At 62.5% G+C, this 14,100-nt stretch carries 13 protein-coding genes; 10 read left to right on the top strand and 3 right to left on the bottom strand.

Features of this window, described 5'->3' with window-relative positions; translation table 11 throughout:
* The first annotated feature begins 64 nt into the window (after window positions 1–64).
* Entirely contained in the window at window positions 65–1,528 is a 1,464-nt protein-coding gene (gene dacB / locus RTH46_RS11725; protein ID WP_153785163.1) for a D-alanyl-D-alanine carboxypeptidase/D-alanyl-D-alanine-endopeptidase, read from the top strand.
* Window positions 1,529–1,865: 337 nt separating this feature from the next.
* Here dacB and uraH read toward each other — a convergent pair whose 3' ends face one another.
* Window positions 1,866–2,219: a hydroxyisourate hydrolase gene (gene uraH, locus RTH46_RS11720; RefSeq protein WP_110993583.1), complete on the bottom strand. Its 354-nt coding sequence runs from the start codon at window positions 2,217–2,219 to the stop codon at window positions 1,866–1,868.
* Window positions 2,220–2,607: 388 nt separating this feature from the next.
* On the opposite strand from uraH, the gene puuE reads away from it, so the two are divergent.
* The 7 genes from puuE (at window position 2,608) to RTH46_RS11685 (ending at window position 9,642) form a co-directional block, all read left to right on the top strand.
* Window positions 2,608–3,534 (top strand): allantoinase PuuE, encoded by a 927-nt coding sequence (puuE, locus tag RTH46_RS11715; protein WP_125463336.1) that lies wholly within the window; start codon window positions 2,608–2,610, stop codon window positions 3,532–3,534.
* Complete coding sequence (uraD, locus tag RTH46_RS11710; RefSeq protein WP_153785164.1) at window positions 3,534–4,049, top strand: 2-oxo-4-hydroxy-4-carboxy-5-ureidoimidazoline decarboxylase; 516 nt, start codon at window positions 3,534–3,536, stop codon at window positions 4,047–4,049. Before puuE ends, uraD begins: the two co-directional genes overlap by 1 nt.
* Before the next feature lie 109 nt (window positions 4,050–4,158).
* Window positions 4,159–4,662, top strand: coding sequence for an ureidoglycolate lyase (locus tag RTH46_RS11705; RefSeq protein WP_046856488.1), 504 nt, complete (start codon window positions 4,159–4,161; stop codon window positions 4,660–4,662).
* A gap of 45 nt (window positions 4,663–4,707) precedes the next feature.
* The gene (locus RTH46_RS11700) at window positions 4,708–6,024 is read left to right on the top strand and encodes a urate hydroxylase PuuD (protein ID WP_153785165.1); all 1,317 of its coding nucleotides are present in this window, start codon (window positions 4,708–4,710) and stop codon (window positions 6,022–6,024) included.
* Window positions 6,025–6,224: 200 nt separating this feature from the next.
* Window positions 6,225–7,580: a nucleobase:cation symporter-2 family protein gene (locus tag RTH46_RS11695; RefSeq protein WP_153785166.1), complete on the top strand. Its 1,356-nt coding sequence runs from the start codon at window positions 6,225–6,227 to the stop codon at window positions 7,578–7,580.
* Between the two features lie 141 nt (window positions 7,581–7,721).
* Window positions 7,722–8,507: an outer membrane protein OmpK gene (locus RTH46_RS11690; RefSeq protein ID WP_125463333.1), complete on the top strand. Its 786-nt coding sequence runs from the start codon at window positions 7,722–7,724 to the stop codon at window positions 8,505–8,507.
* 352 nt (window positions 8,508–8,859) lie between these two features.
* Window positions 8,860–9,642: an outer membrane protein OmpK gene (locus RTH46_RS11685; protein WP_153785167.1), complete on the top strand. Its 783-nt coding sequence runs from the start codon at window positions 8,860–8,862 to the stop codon at window positions 9,640–9,642.
* 166 nt (window positions 9,643–9,808) lie between these two features.
* Here RTH46_RS11685 and RTH46_RS11680 read toward each other — a convergent pair whose 3' ends face one another.
* Window positions 9,809–10,723 (bottom strand): DUF808 domain-containing protein, encoded by a 915-nt coding sequence (locus RTH46_RS11680; protein ID WP_316905750.1) that lies wholly within the window; start codon window positions 10,721–10,723, stop codon window positions 9,809–9,811.
* A gap of 132 nt (window positions 10,724–10,855) precedes the next feature.
* On the opposite strand from RTH46_RS11680, the gene RTH46_RS11675 reads away from it, so the two are divergent.
* Entirely contained in the window at window positions 10,856–11,467 is a 612-nt protein-coding gene (locus RTH46_RS11675; protein ID WP_110993592.1) for a TetR/AcrR family transcriptional regulator, read from the top strand.
* Between the two features lie 114 nt (window positions 11,468–11,581).
* Here RTH46_RS11675 and RTH46_RS11670 read toward each other — a convergent pair whose 3' ends face one another.
* The gene (locus tag RTH46_RS11670; protein WP_153785169.1) at window positions 11,582–12,022 is read right to left on the bottom strand and encodes a GlcG/HbpS family heme-binding protein; all 441 of its coding nucleotides are present in this window, start codon (window positions 12,020–12,022) and stop codon (window positions 11,582–11,584) included.
* Between the two features lie 256 nt (window positions 12,023–12,278).
* On the opposite strand from RTH46_RS11670, the gene gcl reads away from it, so the two are divergent.
* The gene (gene gcl / locus RTH46_RS11665; RefSeq protein WP_153785170.1) at window positions 12,279–14,054 is read left to right on the top strand and encodes a glyoxylate carboligase; all 1,776 of its coding nucleotides are present in this window, start codon (window positions 12,279–12,281) and stop codon (window positions 14,052–14,054) included.
* The last annotated feature ends 46 nt before the right edge of the window (window positions 14,055–14,100 follow it).

The raw sequence follows: 14,100 nt of genomic DNA, 5'->3' as shown, positions 1-14,100 counted from the left end.
TGCTGGGGCCATCATTCTTACAGCCCCATGTTCTTTTTCCCTCGCCTGCAGGGTTCATCTATCCATGATCAAGACGTTCCGCCCACTATTGCTCGCCGGCCTGCTCCTGCCACTCGCCCTGCCCAGCCAGGCCGCCGCCGTCAACACCAGCTTGCCGGCCAAGGTGCAGCAGGCCCTCAAGACCAACAAGCTGCAAGACTCCGCCCTGTCCCTGGTGATGCTGCCGCTCAATGGCCCCGGCACCGCGACCGTGTTCAACGCCGACGTTTCGGTGAACCCGGCCTCGACCATGAAACTGGTCACCACCTATGCCGCGCTCGAGCTGCTGGGCCCCACCTTCCAGTGGAAGACCGAGTTCTACACCGACGGTACCCTGAGCAACGGTGTGCTTAACGGCAACCTCTACCTCAAGGGCGGTGGCGACCCCAAGCTGAACATGGAAAAGCTCTGGCTGCTGATGCGCGACCTGCGCGCCAACGGCGTGCGCACCGTGACCGGCGACCTGGTCCTGGACCGCAGCCATTTCGTGCAGCCCAACCTGCCACAGTTCAATGACGACGGCGGCGACGACAACAAGCCGTTCCTGGTCAAGCCCGATTCGCTGCTGGTCAATCTCAAGGCGCTGCGCTTCGTCGCCCGCAACGACGGTGGCAAGGTCACGGTGGCGGTCGAGCCGCCGATCGCCAGCATCCGCATCGACAACCAGGTCAAGGCCGTGGCGGGCAAGCAGTGCACTGGCGAAGTGCGCTACAACCCGGTGACCCAGGCCGACGGCGTCAGCGTGACGGTCAGCGGCCAACTGGCTGAAGGCTGCAACTCGCAGACTTACCTGTCGCTGCTGGACCACCCGACCTATGCCGCCGGCGCCGTGCGGGCCATCTGGAACGAGCTGGGCGGCAGCATCCAGGGCAGCGACCGCATCGAGAACGTGCCCAAGAGCGCCCGCCTGCTGGCCCGGGCCTTCTCGCCGGACCTGGTCGAAGTGATCCGCGACATCAACAAGTACAGCAACAACACCATGGCCCAGCAGCTGTTCCTCAGCCTCGGCGCGCAGTTCCGCACCGACGCCGATGGTGACGATGCCCGTGCCGCCCAGCGCGTGGTGCGTCAGTGGCTGGCGAAGAAAGGCATCACTGCGCCGCACCTGGTGATGGAGAACGGTTCGGGCCTGTCCCGCGCGGAACGGGTCAGCACCCGCGAGATGGCCGCACTGCTGCAGGCTGCCTGGAACAGCCCGTACGCCGCCGAGTTCATAAGCTCGATGCCACTGGTGGGCATGGATGGCACCATGCGCAAGCGCCTCAAGCGCACGGCCATGAGCGGTGAGGCCCACATCAAGACCGGCACCCTCAATACCGTCCGCGCGATCGCTGGCTTCAGCCGCGACAGCAATGGCAACACCTGGGCGGTCGCAGCCATCCTCAACGACCCCAAACCCTGGGGCGCTTCGCAGGTGCTGGACCAGGTACTGCTTGACCTCTACCGGCAACCGAAGCTGGCCAATGGGACGGCGGGCATCGCGCCCTGATGTCGGCCTGAACGGGCTGTACGAGCAAACGACAAAGGGGCGCATGGCGCCCCTTTGTCGTATCTGCCTGCGTTTAAATCATCGCAAGCTGCGCCCCCACAGTTAGAACGCTTGGTGTCAAAGCGCGCGTACCCTGTGGGAGCGGCGGTTCGCCGCTGCGATTTACCCGCGAACACCGGCAGAGCCGGTGCCATCCAACGCGCCGCCTGCTTCGCGGTGGTCCGGCACTCCGGTAAACCCGCTCCCACAGGAATTGCACCGCTCCTACAAACAGGCAAAAAAAAGCCCGCCAGTGTGAGAGCGGGCAAGGACCTACGAAGATTCTTCTAGCGACCAACTAGCTTCCACGATAGGTCGAGTAGCTGTACGGCGAGATCAGCAGCGGCACATGGTAGTGCTCTTGCTGCTCGTCGATACCAAAGCGCAGCACGACAACGTCAAGGAACGCCGCAGCCGGCAGTTGCACGCCGCGAGCGCGGTAATAATCGCCAGCGCTGAACTGCAGCTGGTAAACGCCGGTACGGTAGTCGTCACCCTGCAACAGCGGCGCATCGACGCGGCCATCGCTGTTGGTCAGCACGGTGTTGATCAACTCCAGCTGCTGGCCTTCGACACGGTACAACTCAACCTTGATCGAGCTGCCCGGGCAGCCATGCGCGGCGTCCAGTACGTGTGTGGTCAAACGTCCCATTTGCTTGTCGCCTCTTGTCGTATGCGTGGGCAAAAAATACACGGCATGCACCGGGCACGGGGGCCAGCGGTGTGCGGGAATGACGCCATTAAGACAGTTTCTCAAAAAATTGTACACAATTTTTTAAACCCTTCTTGCAGCTCGCCCGCTCACCCCTGAAAACAGGCCACCAATCGCAAAGACAGGCAGCAAGCAGGCATCACCGTCATTAGCTGACCAATCAGGCAGGTTTCTTGCAAGCCGTTTCAGGGCGACAAATGGGAAGAAATGCGGAAAAACAGGCTTACAAAGTATTTAAGAAGTTGTATACAATCAGCCCATCCGGTGGTGCGACATCCCGACGCGGCCCGCCCACCACCCGCACTAACGTACAAGAAGGAAGACTGCAGTGAGCGCTGACTACCCTCGCGACCTGATCGGTTACGGCAACAACCCACCTCATCCGCAATGGCCGGGGAATGCCCGCATTGCACTGTCCTTCGTGCTCAATTACGAAGAAGGTGGCGAGCGCAACATCCTGCACGGCGACAAAGAGTCCGAGGCTTTCCTGTCTGAAATGGTTGCCGCCCAGCCATTGCAGGGCCAACGCAACATGAGCATGGAATCGCTCTACGAATACGGCAGCCGCGCCGGTGTATGGCGCCTGCTCAAGCTGTTCAAGGATAGCGGCGTGCCGCTGACCATCTTCGCCGTGGCCATGGCCGCCCAGCGCCACCCCGACGTGATCCGCGCCATGGCCGAGGCCGGCCACGAGATCTGCAGCCACGGCTACCGCTGGATCGACTACCAGAACATGGAAGAAGCGCAAGAGCGCGAGCACATGCTCGAAGCCATCCGCATCCTCACCGAACTGACCGGCGAGCGCCCGGTGGGCTGGTACACCGGCCGCACCGGCCCGAACACCCGGCGCCTGGTGATGGAGGAAGGCGGCTTCCTCTACGACAGCGACACCTACGACGACGACCTGCCCTACTGGGAACCGAACAACCCGACCGGCAAGCCGCACCTGGTGATCCCCTACACCCTGGACACCAACGACATGCGCTTCACCCAGGTACAGGGTTTCAACTGCGGCGAGCAGTTCTTCCAGTACCTCAAGGACGCCTTTGACGTGCTCTACGCCGAAGGCGCCGAAGCCCCGAAAATGCTCTCCATCGGCCTGCACTGCCGCCTGGTCGGCCGCCCGGCGCGGCTGGCCGCGCTCAAGCGCTTCGTCGATTACGCCAAGAGCCATGAGCAGGTCTGGTTCGCCCGTCGCGTGGACATCGCCCGCCACTGGCACGCCACCCACCCGTACAAGAAAGAGAACGCCTGATGACCGCCTTCAACACCCTCAAACCGTCCAGCCTGGACCGCGCCGCCTTCGTCGAAGCCTTTGCCGACATCTACGAGCACTCGCCGTGGGTCGCCGAAAAAGCCTACGACCTCGGCCAACTGGCTGAACTGGACGAGATCGAAGCGCTGCATCAGCGCATGAGCGACATCCTGCTCAGCGCCAACCACAGCGACCAGTTGGCCCTGATCAACGCTCACCCGGACCTGGCCGGCAAAGCCGCCGTACAGGGCGAGTTGACCGAATCGAGCACCAACGAGCAGGCCGGTGCCGGTATCCACCAGTGCACCGCCGAGGAGTTCGCCCGTTTCACCGAACTGAACGACGCCTACAAAGCCAAGTTCCAGTTCCCGTTCATCATGGCGGTCAAGGGCAGCAACCGGCACCAGATCCTCGCCTCCTTCGAAAAGCGCATCCACAACGACAAGGATGCCGAGTTCAAGGAAGCCCTGGCGCAGATCAACCTGATCGCCCTGTTCCGCCTGCTGCAGCTTTGAGGATTGAGCCCAGGCCCGGCCCGAGTGCGTGACGCGTCCGTACCCAGGGCCAGGCCTGAAAAGCTAGTCCACCCAAATCAAGAACAACGAACATAGAAGAGATAACCGCATGCGCACCCTGATGATCGAGCCCCTGACCAAAGAAGCCTTTGCCCCGTTCGGTGATGTGATCGAAACCGATGGCAGCGACCACTTCATGATCAACAACGGCTCGACCATGCGCTTCCACAAGCTCGCCACGGTCGAGACCGCCGAGCCTGAGGACAAGGCGATCATCAGCATCTTCCGCGCCGACGCGCTGGAAATGCCGCTGACCGTGCGCATGCTGGAACGCCATCCGCTGGGCAGCCAGGCTTTCATCCCGCTGCTCGGCAACCCCTTTCTGATCGTGGTCGCGCCAGTTGGCGATGCACCTGTATCAGGCTTGGTCCGCGCCTTCCGCAGTAACGGCAGGCAGGGCATCAATTACCATCGCGGCGTTTGGCACCACCCGGTGCTTACGATCGAAAAGCGGGATGATTTCCTGGTGGTTGATCGCAGTGGTTCTGGCAACAACTGCGATGAGCATTACTTCCCCGAGGAACAGATGTTGATCCTCAATCCCCACCAATAAGAAAGGGTCGGTCATCGATGTGGTGACCGGCGAGAGGTAACTACTGTGGAAGCACACCTTCACGAATGGCTGAACCTGAGCATTCGCTGGGTTCACATGATCACCGGCGTCGCCTGGATCGGTGCATCGTTCTACTTCGTCTGGCTGGAGAACCACCTGAACCGAAGCAACCCGCGCGATGGGTTGTCGGGTGACCTTTGGGCCATCCACGGTGGCGGTATCTACCACCTGGAAAAATACAAGCTCGCGCCACCGAAAATGCCCGAGAACCTGCACTGGTTCAAATGGGAAGCCTACTTCACCTGGATGTCCGGGATCGCCTTGCTGTGCGTGGTGTTCTACTGGAACCCGGCCCTGTACCTGCTGGCACCCGGCAGCACCCTGAGCGGTGCCGAGGGCGTGGCCATCGGTATCGGTTCGCTGATCGCCGGCTGGTTCGTCTACGACTTCCTCTGCGACTCGCCCCTGGGCAAGAAACCGGCCCTGCTGGGTGGCGTGCTGTTCGTGCTGATCATCGCCGCATGCTGGGGCTTCAGCCTGGTATTCAGCGGCCGCGGCGCTTACCTGCACACCGGCGCGATCATCGGCACCATCATGGTCGGTAACGTGTTCCGCATCATCATGCCGGCCCAGCGCCAGCTGGTGGCGGCCATCGAGAACAACCAGACCCCCGATCCGGTACTGCCGGCCAAGGGCCTGCTGCGCTCGCGCCACAACAACTACTTCACCCTGCCGGTGCTGTTCATCATGATCAGCAACCACTTCCCGAGCACCTACGGCAGCCAGTACAACTGGCTGATCCTGGCCGGGATCGCGGTGGCCGCGGTACTGATCCGTCACTACTTCAACACCCGCCACGACAGCAACAAGTACGCCTGGACCCTGCCTGTCGGCGCCCTGGCGATGATCTGCCTGGCCTACGTGACCGGCCCCAAGCCGCTGCCGACTGCCCCTGAGCAGGCTGCTGCGAAGGTCGAGTACCAGCCGTTGCCAGCCACGGCCGTGGGTGGCAAGACCGCCGCCGAGCTTCGCGCCGAGGAGGCTGCCAAGCCTGCCGAAGCACCTGCTGCTCAAGCCCCGGCAACCGCCCAGGCCGCCACCGGTGGTTTCGACAAGATCCACACCGTCATCCAGGAACGCTGCACCGTGTGCCACTCGTCCAAACCGACCAGCCCACTGTTCAGCGCCGCCCCTGCCGGCGTGATGTTCGACACCCCGCAGCAGATCCAGGCCCAGGCCGCGCGCATCCAGGCGCAGGCCGTCGCCAGCCAGATCATGCCGCTGGGCAACATCACTCAGATGACCGTTGAAGAGCGCAAGCTGGTCGGCGACTGGATCGCCAAAGGCGCCCAGGTCAACTGACTGGATACGCCCACTCACTCTCGTGGGAGCGGGCTTGCCCCGCGATGAGGCCGGTACTGCCGGCCTCTGTTTCACCTTCAAAGCAACAAGCAAGCATCGAGCGTGCGTCTTCACCCGGGAACCACAGCCTCCTCAACCAGGCCTGCCAGGTGAAGCCGCCCGCTTGGATCCGAGAATAAAAACAAAACTCGAGGTGCTGCATGTCCGAGTCACCCAAGGCGTACATTCCTGTTGCGCCGCCACGACAGCCCCTGCCCCTGTTCCAGCTGATCCTGGTGGGTTTGCAACACGTTCTGCTGATGTACGGTGGCGCCATTGCCGTGCCGCTGATCATCGGCCAGGCCGCCGGCCTGTCCCGCGAGGAAGTCGCCTTCCTGATCAACGCCGACCTGCTGGTCGCCGGCGTTGCCACCATCATCCAATCCTTCGGTATCGGCCCGGTCGGCATCCGCATGCCGGTCATGATGGGCGCCAGCTTCGCCGCCGTCGGCAGCATGGTGGCCATGGCCGGCATGCCCGGCGTCGGTTTGCAGGGGATCTTCGGCGCGACCATCGCCGCCGGTTTCTTCGGCATGCTGATCGCGCCATTCATGTCCAAGGTCGTGCGTTTCTTCCCTCCCCTGGTAACCGGCACGGTCATCACCTCCATCGGCCTCTCGCTGTTCCCGGTGGCGGTCAACTGGGCCGGTGGTGGCCATGAGGCCGAGACCTTCGGCTCGCCGATCTACCTGATGGTCGCCGGCCTGGTGCTGGCGGTGATCCTGCTGATCAATCGCTTCATGCGCGGTTTCTGGGTCAACGTTTCGGTACTGGTGGGCATGGGCCTGGGCTACGTGCTCGCCGGTTCCATCGGCATGGTCGACCTGTCCGGCCTGAACGAGGCGCCTTGGCTGCAGGTGGTCACCCCCCTGCACTTCGGCATGCCGACCTTCAGCCTGGCGCCGATCCTGTCGATGTGCCTGGTGGTGGTGATCATCTTCGTCGAGTCCACCGGCATGTTCCTGGCCCTGGGCAAGGTCACCGACCGTGAAGTTACCCCAGGGATGCTGCGCCGCGGCCTGCTGTGCGACGCCGGGGCATCGTTCATCGCCGGGTTCTTCAACACCTTCACCCACTCCTCGTTCGCCCAGAACATCGGCCTGGTGCAGATGACCGGAGTGCGCTGCCGCTACGTAACGGTGATGGCAGGCGGCTTGCTGATCCTGCTCAGCCTGCTGCCCAAGGCGGCCTTCCTGATCGCCTCGATCCCGCCTGCAGTACTGGGCGGCGCGTCCATCGCCATGTTCGGCATGGTCACCGCCACCGGGATCAAGATCCTCCAGGAAGCGGACATCTCCGACCGTCGCAACCAGTTGCTGGTTGCGGTCAGCGTCGGCTTCGGCCTGATCCCCGTGGTCCGCCCGGAGTTCTTCGCACAGATGCCGCAGTGGATGGAACCCATCACCCACAGTGGCATCGCCATGGCCACCCTCAGCGCCCTGGTGCTGAACCTGCTGTTCAACATCCTCGGTGGCGCCGAACGCGCCGCGCACAACGACGCCTGCCACCAGCATTGAGGACCAGGGGCGGCAGCGTTTGCCGCCCCGCTTTACCACCTGCAGTAACCGCATCACCGTCGGCCCGCCGGAATGGGCCGTCCGGGGCGCCTGCGCGCCGAAAAAACCGCCAACAAAAACAATAAGTCCGGGAAACACAACATGAAGCGCATCACTTCCTCGCTGTTGCTGGGCAGCAGCCTGCTGGCCACCCTCCCTTCCCACGCCGGCGAATGGCTGCAGTGGCACGGCGAAAGCCTGACCTACCTGTATGGCAAGGATTTCAAGGTCAACCCCGATATCCAGCAGACCATCACCTTCGAGCACGCCAACAAGTGGAAGTACGGCGACACCTTCCTGTTCGTCGACAAGATCTTCTACAACGGCAAGCCCGACCCGAGCAAAGGCGTGACCACCTACTACGGCGAGTTCAGCCCGCGCCTGTCGTTCGGCAAGATCCTCGACCGCAACCTGAGCTTCGGCCCGGTCAAGGACGTGCTGCTGGCCATGACCTACGAACGCGGCGAAGGCGACAACGAGGCCTACCTGATCGGCCCCGGCTTCGACCTGAACATTCCCGGCTTCAACTACTTCACCCTGAACTTCTACCTGCGCAACACCGAAGGCAGCCGCCCGGGCGACAACGTCTGGCAGATCACCCCCGGTTGGTCCTACACCATTCCCGTGGGCCGCTCCGACATCCTGATCGACGGCTACATGGACTGGGTCACCGACAACGACCAGACCCGCCGTGGCACCTACCACTCCAACCTGCACTTCAACCCACAGGTCAAATACGACCTGGGCAAGGCCCTGAACCTGGGCGCCAAGCAGCTTTACGTGGGCTTCGAGTACAGCTACTGGAAGGACAAATACGGCATCGACAGCCGCGGCAACCTGGAAAGCAATCAGAGCGTCGCCAGCGCTCTCATCAAAGTGCATTTCTGATAACCTGACCAAACGCACAACTTTGTAACACGGTGCTCCAGGACGGAGCACTTGAGGACCGGCGCGCAAGCCAGTAATCTGCGCGCCCCCTCGATCGGGGCAGGAAGGATCCTGCCCACGTTTGCTGACCGCTCAGTCAATGAATTCGGGCGGTTGGTCAACGTGTTGCCAGCCTGAAAGAACCATGTTCATCCGTTCAGCAAGACGTCGAGCAGGATGGTTGTGGCCAACCCGGAAAAGTTGGCGCAGCTCTTGCCAAACAGCTGTGGCCAATCGAAAAAAGCTGACTCAAAAGACAAAAAACGGCGCCCGAGCGCTGACAACAGATCCAATCAAGGGAGCGACACACGCAATGCGCATCATCAATAGCCTGATCCTCGCCGGCGGCCTGCTGGCCTGTGGCGCCAGCCAAGCCGGTGACCTGCTGCAGTGGCAGAACAACAGCCTGACCTACCTGTGGGGCAAGAACTTCAAGGTCAACCCCGAAATCCAGCAGACGGTGACCTTCGAGCACGCCGACGGCTGGAAATACGGCGACAACTTCTTCTTCCTCGACAAGATCTTCTACCAGGGCAAGAAGGACGCCAGTAACGGCCCGAACACCTACTACGGCGAGTTCAGCCCACGCCTGTCGTTCGGCAAGATCTTCGACCAGAAGATCGAGTTCGGTCCGGTCAAGGACGTGCTGCTGGCCATGACCTACGAGTTCGGCGAGGGTGACACCGAGTCCTACCTGATCGGCCCAGGCTTCGACCTGGCCATCCCAGGCTTCGACTACTTCCAGCTGAACTTCTACCAGCGCACCACCGACGGCAGCCGCCCGGGCGACAACGTGTGGCAGATCACCCCGGTGTGGTCGTACACCATTCCGGTCGGCGATTCCGACGTGCTGATCGACGGCTTCATGGATTGGGTGGTGGACAACGACGAGAACCGTCGCGGCACCTACCAGGCCAACCTGCACTTCAACCCGCAGATCAAGTACGACCTGGGTAAAGCGCTGCACCTGGGTGAGAAGCAGCTGTACGTCGGTATCGAGTACGACTACTGGAAGAACAAGTACGGCATCAAGGACAGCGACGCCTTCACCACTGATCAGAACACCATGAGCTTCCTGGTCAAGGTTCACTTCTGATCTGAAGCCAGTGCATAACCTGTAGGAGCGGCCTCGTGCCGCGAAAGGGCTGCGCAGCAGCCCCGGTGATTTTGCATGATGTCGAGATCCTGGGGCCGCTTCGCGCCCCTATCGCGACACAAGGCCGCTCCTACAGGCGAACCGGGGCAAGCCCCGACCAGGCGCTTCAGTTTGCCGGCTTTACCGCCCGCCACACCTTGCTCACGACAGCAACCACCGCCAGCACCACCGCCCCGGCGACGACCCCCGCCGCTCCATTGAGCAAAGCCCCGGTCAATGCCCCGCCCCGCCCTTCGCTGAACGCCTCGATGGCGTGATGCAGCGGTGCAATGCCGTGCACCAGGATGCCGCCACCGACCAGGAACATCGCCGCAGTACCAATCACCGACAGGCTCTTCATCAGGTATGGCGCCGCACGCAGGATGCCGTTGCCGACGGCCCGGGTGACGCTTGAGGCCTTCTTGCTCATCCATAGGCCGAGGTCATCGAGCTTGACGATGCCGCCCACCAGGCCATACACACCCACGGTCATGACAATGGCGATGCCCGACAGCACGATGATCTGCTGAGTCAGCGGCGCATCGGCGACGGTACCCAGGGTGATGGCGATGATCTCGGCGGAGAGAATGAAATCGGTGCGCACCGCGCCCTTGATCTTGTCTTTCTCGAATGCCACCAGGTCGACATTGGCATCGGCGACGGCTTCTTTACGCGCCTCATGCTGCGCCTCGTCCTCTTCCTTGCTGTGCAGGAACTTGTGCGCCAGCTTCTCGAACCCCTCGAAGCACAGGTAGGCGCCACCGACCATCAGCAGCGGCGTCACCGCCCACGGGATGAACGCGCTGATCAACAGCGCCGCCGGCACCAGGATCGCCTTGTTGACCATCGAGCCCTTGGCCACCGCCCACACCACCGGGATCTCGCGCTCGGCGCGCACGCCGGAAACCTGCTGGGCATTGAGCGCCAGGTCGTCACCGAGCACGCCGGCGGTCTTTTTCGCCGCGACCTTGGTCATCAGCGAGACATCGTCGAGTACCGTGGCGATGTCGTCGATCAGTACCAGTAGACTGCTTCCTGCCATGTTTGCCTGTATCCCATGTTTTGAGTGCTGCGGATTCTAGCCGAAAGTCGCTGCCTTGAGCGCCCGTCGGGGCGGGTGCTACCATGCCGGACCCCTCACGGAGGGGGCCATACACGAGGAAGACCCCCGACAATGAGCACCATTCGCGAGCGCAACAAGGAACTGATCCTGCGCGCGGCCAGTGAAGAATTCGCCGACAAGGGCTTCGCCGCCACCAAGACCAGCGATATCGCGGCCAAGGCCGGCCTGCCCAAGCCGAACGTGTACTACTACTTCAAGTCGAAGGAAAACCTCTACCGCGAGGTGCTCGAGAGCATCATCGCGCCGATCATGCAGGCTTCAACGCCGTTCAGCGCCGATGGCGACCCCAAGGAAGTGCTGAGCGCCTATATCCGCTCGAAGATCCTCATCTCCCGCGACCTGCCCCACGCCTCGAAAGTGTTCGCCAGCGAGATCATGCACGGCGCGCCGCACCTGTCGCCACGCCAGGTCGAGCAGCTCAACGAGCAGGCCCGGCACAACATCGAGTGCATCCAGCGCTGGATCGACCGCGGGCAGATCGCCCACGTCGACCCGCACCACCTGATGTTCAGCATCTGGGCGGCGACGCAGACCTACGCGGATTTCGACTGGCAGATTGCCGTGGTGACGGGGAAGGCCAAATTGGCCGACAGTGACTACGATGCGGCGGCGGAGACCATCATTCGCCTGGTATTGAAGGGCTGCGAGCCCGAGGCGGCCTGAACCAACGCAATCGCGGGGCAAGCCCGCTCCCACGATCTGAACTGCCCTAAGCAGTAGGGAAAAGTCCAGATGATCGTGGGAGCGGGCTTGCCCCGCGATAGTTTTAAACCCTGATCAGGCAGCCACCCCCGCATCCGCCGTCAGCCCCGCCGCCTCGATCGCACTGATCGCACACTGCTCGTCGATATCCGACGTATCCCCGCTGATCCCTACCGCACCCAGCACCTTGCCGTCCTGATCGCGAATCAGCACGCCACCGGGCACCGGCACCACCGGCCGCTCACCCAAGCCATTGAGCGCGGCATAGAACGCCGGCCGCTGCTGCGAATCCAGCGCCAGCAGGCGCGAGCCCTTGCCCAGGGCCACTGCGCCCCAGGCCTTGCCGATGGCCACGTCCGGGCGCAGCAGGCTGGCACCATCCTCCCGTTGCAGCGCCAGCAGGTGCCCGCCGGCATCCAGCACCGCCACGGTCAGTGGCGCTGCGTTGATCTTGCGGCCTGCAGCAAGCGCGGCGTTTACCACGCCGACGGCGACTTTAAGGGTCAATGCGTTCATGAAAAGGTCCTCTTCTTGTTGTGAGAAGCCCTGAGGGCAGTTGAAAACCGATGAGAGAATAGAACACAACAGAGATATGTTTTGTATACAATAATTTGACGCAATCGTACCGACTGCGACGAAATGCCGCTTTTCACGGCCCCGAGAGCCAATCAAAGCCTGCCGACGAAAATGGATTGACCTTTGGGTCGAAGCGTGAATACACTCTGTCGCAAAGCAAGTTGTATACAATTACAAAATCGATGAGGCACAAACCATGAGCAAAATGAGAGCAATCGATGCAGCCGTTCTGGTCATGCGCCGTGAAGGTGTAGATACCGCGTTCGGCATTCCTGGCGCCGCGATCAACCCGCTTTACTCGGCCCTGAAAAAAGTCGGTGGCATCGATCACGTCCTCGCTCGCCACGTCGAAGGTGCCTCGCACATGGCCGAGGGCTACACCCGCGCCAACCCGGGCAACATCGGCGTATGCATCGGCACCTCCGGCCCTGCCGGCACCGACATGGTCACCGGCCTGTACAGTGCGTCGGCCGACTCCATCCCGATCCTGTGCATCACCGGCCAGGCTCCGCGTGCCCGCCTGCACAAGGAAGACTTCCAGGCCGTCGACATCACCAGCATCGTCAAGCCGGTGACCAAGTGGGCGACCACCGTGCTGGAGCCAGGCCAGGTGCCTTACGCGTTCCAGAAGGCCTTCTATGAAATGCGCACCGGCCGCCCAGGCCCTGTGCTGATCGACCTGCCGTTCGACGTGCAGATGGCCGAGATCGAATTCGACATCGACGCCTACGAGCCGCTGCCGGTCAACAAGCCGTCCGCCACCCGCGTACAGGCCGAGAAAGCCCTGGCCCTGCTCAATGACGCCGAGCGCCCACTGCTGGTAGCCGGCGGCGGCATCATCAACGCCGACGCCAGCGACAAGCTGGTCGAGTTCGCCGAACTGACCGGCGTACCGGTAGTCCCGACCCTGATGGGCTGGGGCACCATCCCTGACGACCACGCACTGATGGTCGGCATGGTCGGCCTGCAGACCTCGCACCGCTACGGCAACGCGACCATGCTCAAATCCGACCTGGTGTTCGGTATCGGCAACCGCTGGGCCAACCGCCACACCGGCTCCGTCGACGTCTACACCGAAGGCCGCAAGTTCGTGCACGTGGACATCGAGCCGACCCAGATCGGCCGCGTGTTCACCCCGGACCTGGGTATCGTCTCCGATGCCGGCAAGGCGCTGGACGTGTTCCTCGAAGTGGCCCGCGAGTGGAAAGCCGCCGGCAAGCTGAAGTGCCGCAAGGCCTGGCTGGAAGACTGCCAGCAGCGCAAGGCGACCCTGCAGCGCAAGACCAACTTCGACAACGTCCCGGTCAAGCCACAGCGCGTGTACCAGGAAATGAACGAAGTGTTCGGCAAGGACACCACCTACGTCAGCACCATCGGCCTGTCGCAGATCGCCGGCGCGCAGTTCCTGCACGTGTACAAGCCACGCCACTGGATCAACTGCGGCCAGGCCGGCCCGCTGGGCTGGACCATCCCTGCCGCCCTGGGCGTGGTCAAGGCCGACCCGAAACGCAAGGTCGTCGCGCTGTCCGGTGACTACGACTTCCAGTTCATGATCGAAGAGCTGGCAGTGGGTGCGCAGTTCAATCTGCCGTACGTCCACGTGCTGGTGAACAACGCCTACCTCGGCCTGATCCGCCAGGCGCAGCGTGGCTTCGACATGGATTACTGTGTACAACTGGCGTTCGAGAACATCAACGCCACCGACGCCGCCACCTACGGTGTCGACCACGTCGCCGTGGTCGAAGGCCTGGGCTGCAAGGCCATCCGCGTGTTCGAACCGGCCGAGATCGCCCCTGCCCTGCTCAAGGCGCAGAAGATGGCCGAAGAGTTCCGCGTACCGGTCGTGGTCGAAGTGATCCTCGAGCGTGTCACCAACATTTCCATGGGCACCGAGATCAACGCGGTCAACGAGTTCGAAGACCTCGCCCTGGTCGGCAACGACGCGCCAACCGCCATCTCGATGCTCGACTGATTGCCTGACGCCCCCGCGCACCGGCGTGCCGGGGGCCCTCATTGCA

This window comes from Pseudomonas sp. zfem004, from assembly GCF_032621715.1.
GTDB lineage: Bacteria > Pseudomonadota > Gammaproteobacteria > Pseudomonadales > Pseudomonadaceae > Aquipseudomonas > Aquipseudomonas sichuanensis.
Note: the sequence above shows the minus strand (reverse complement) of the source record. Positions and strands in the feature narration are given on the sequence as shown.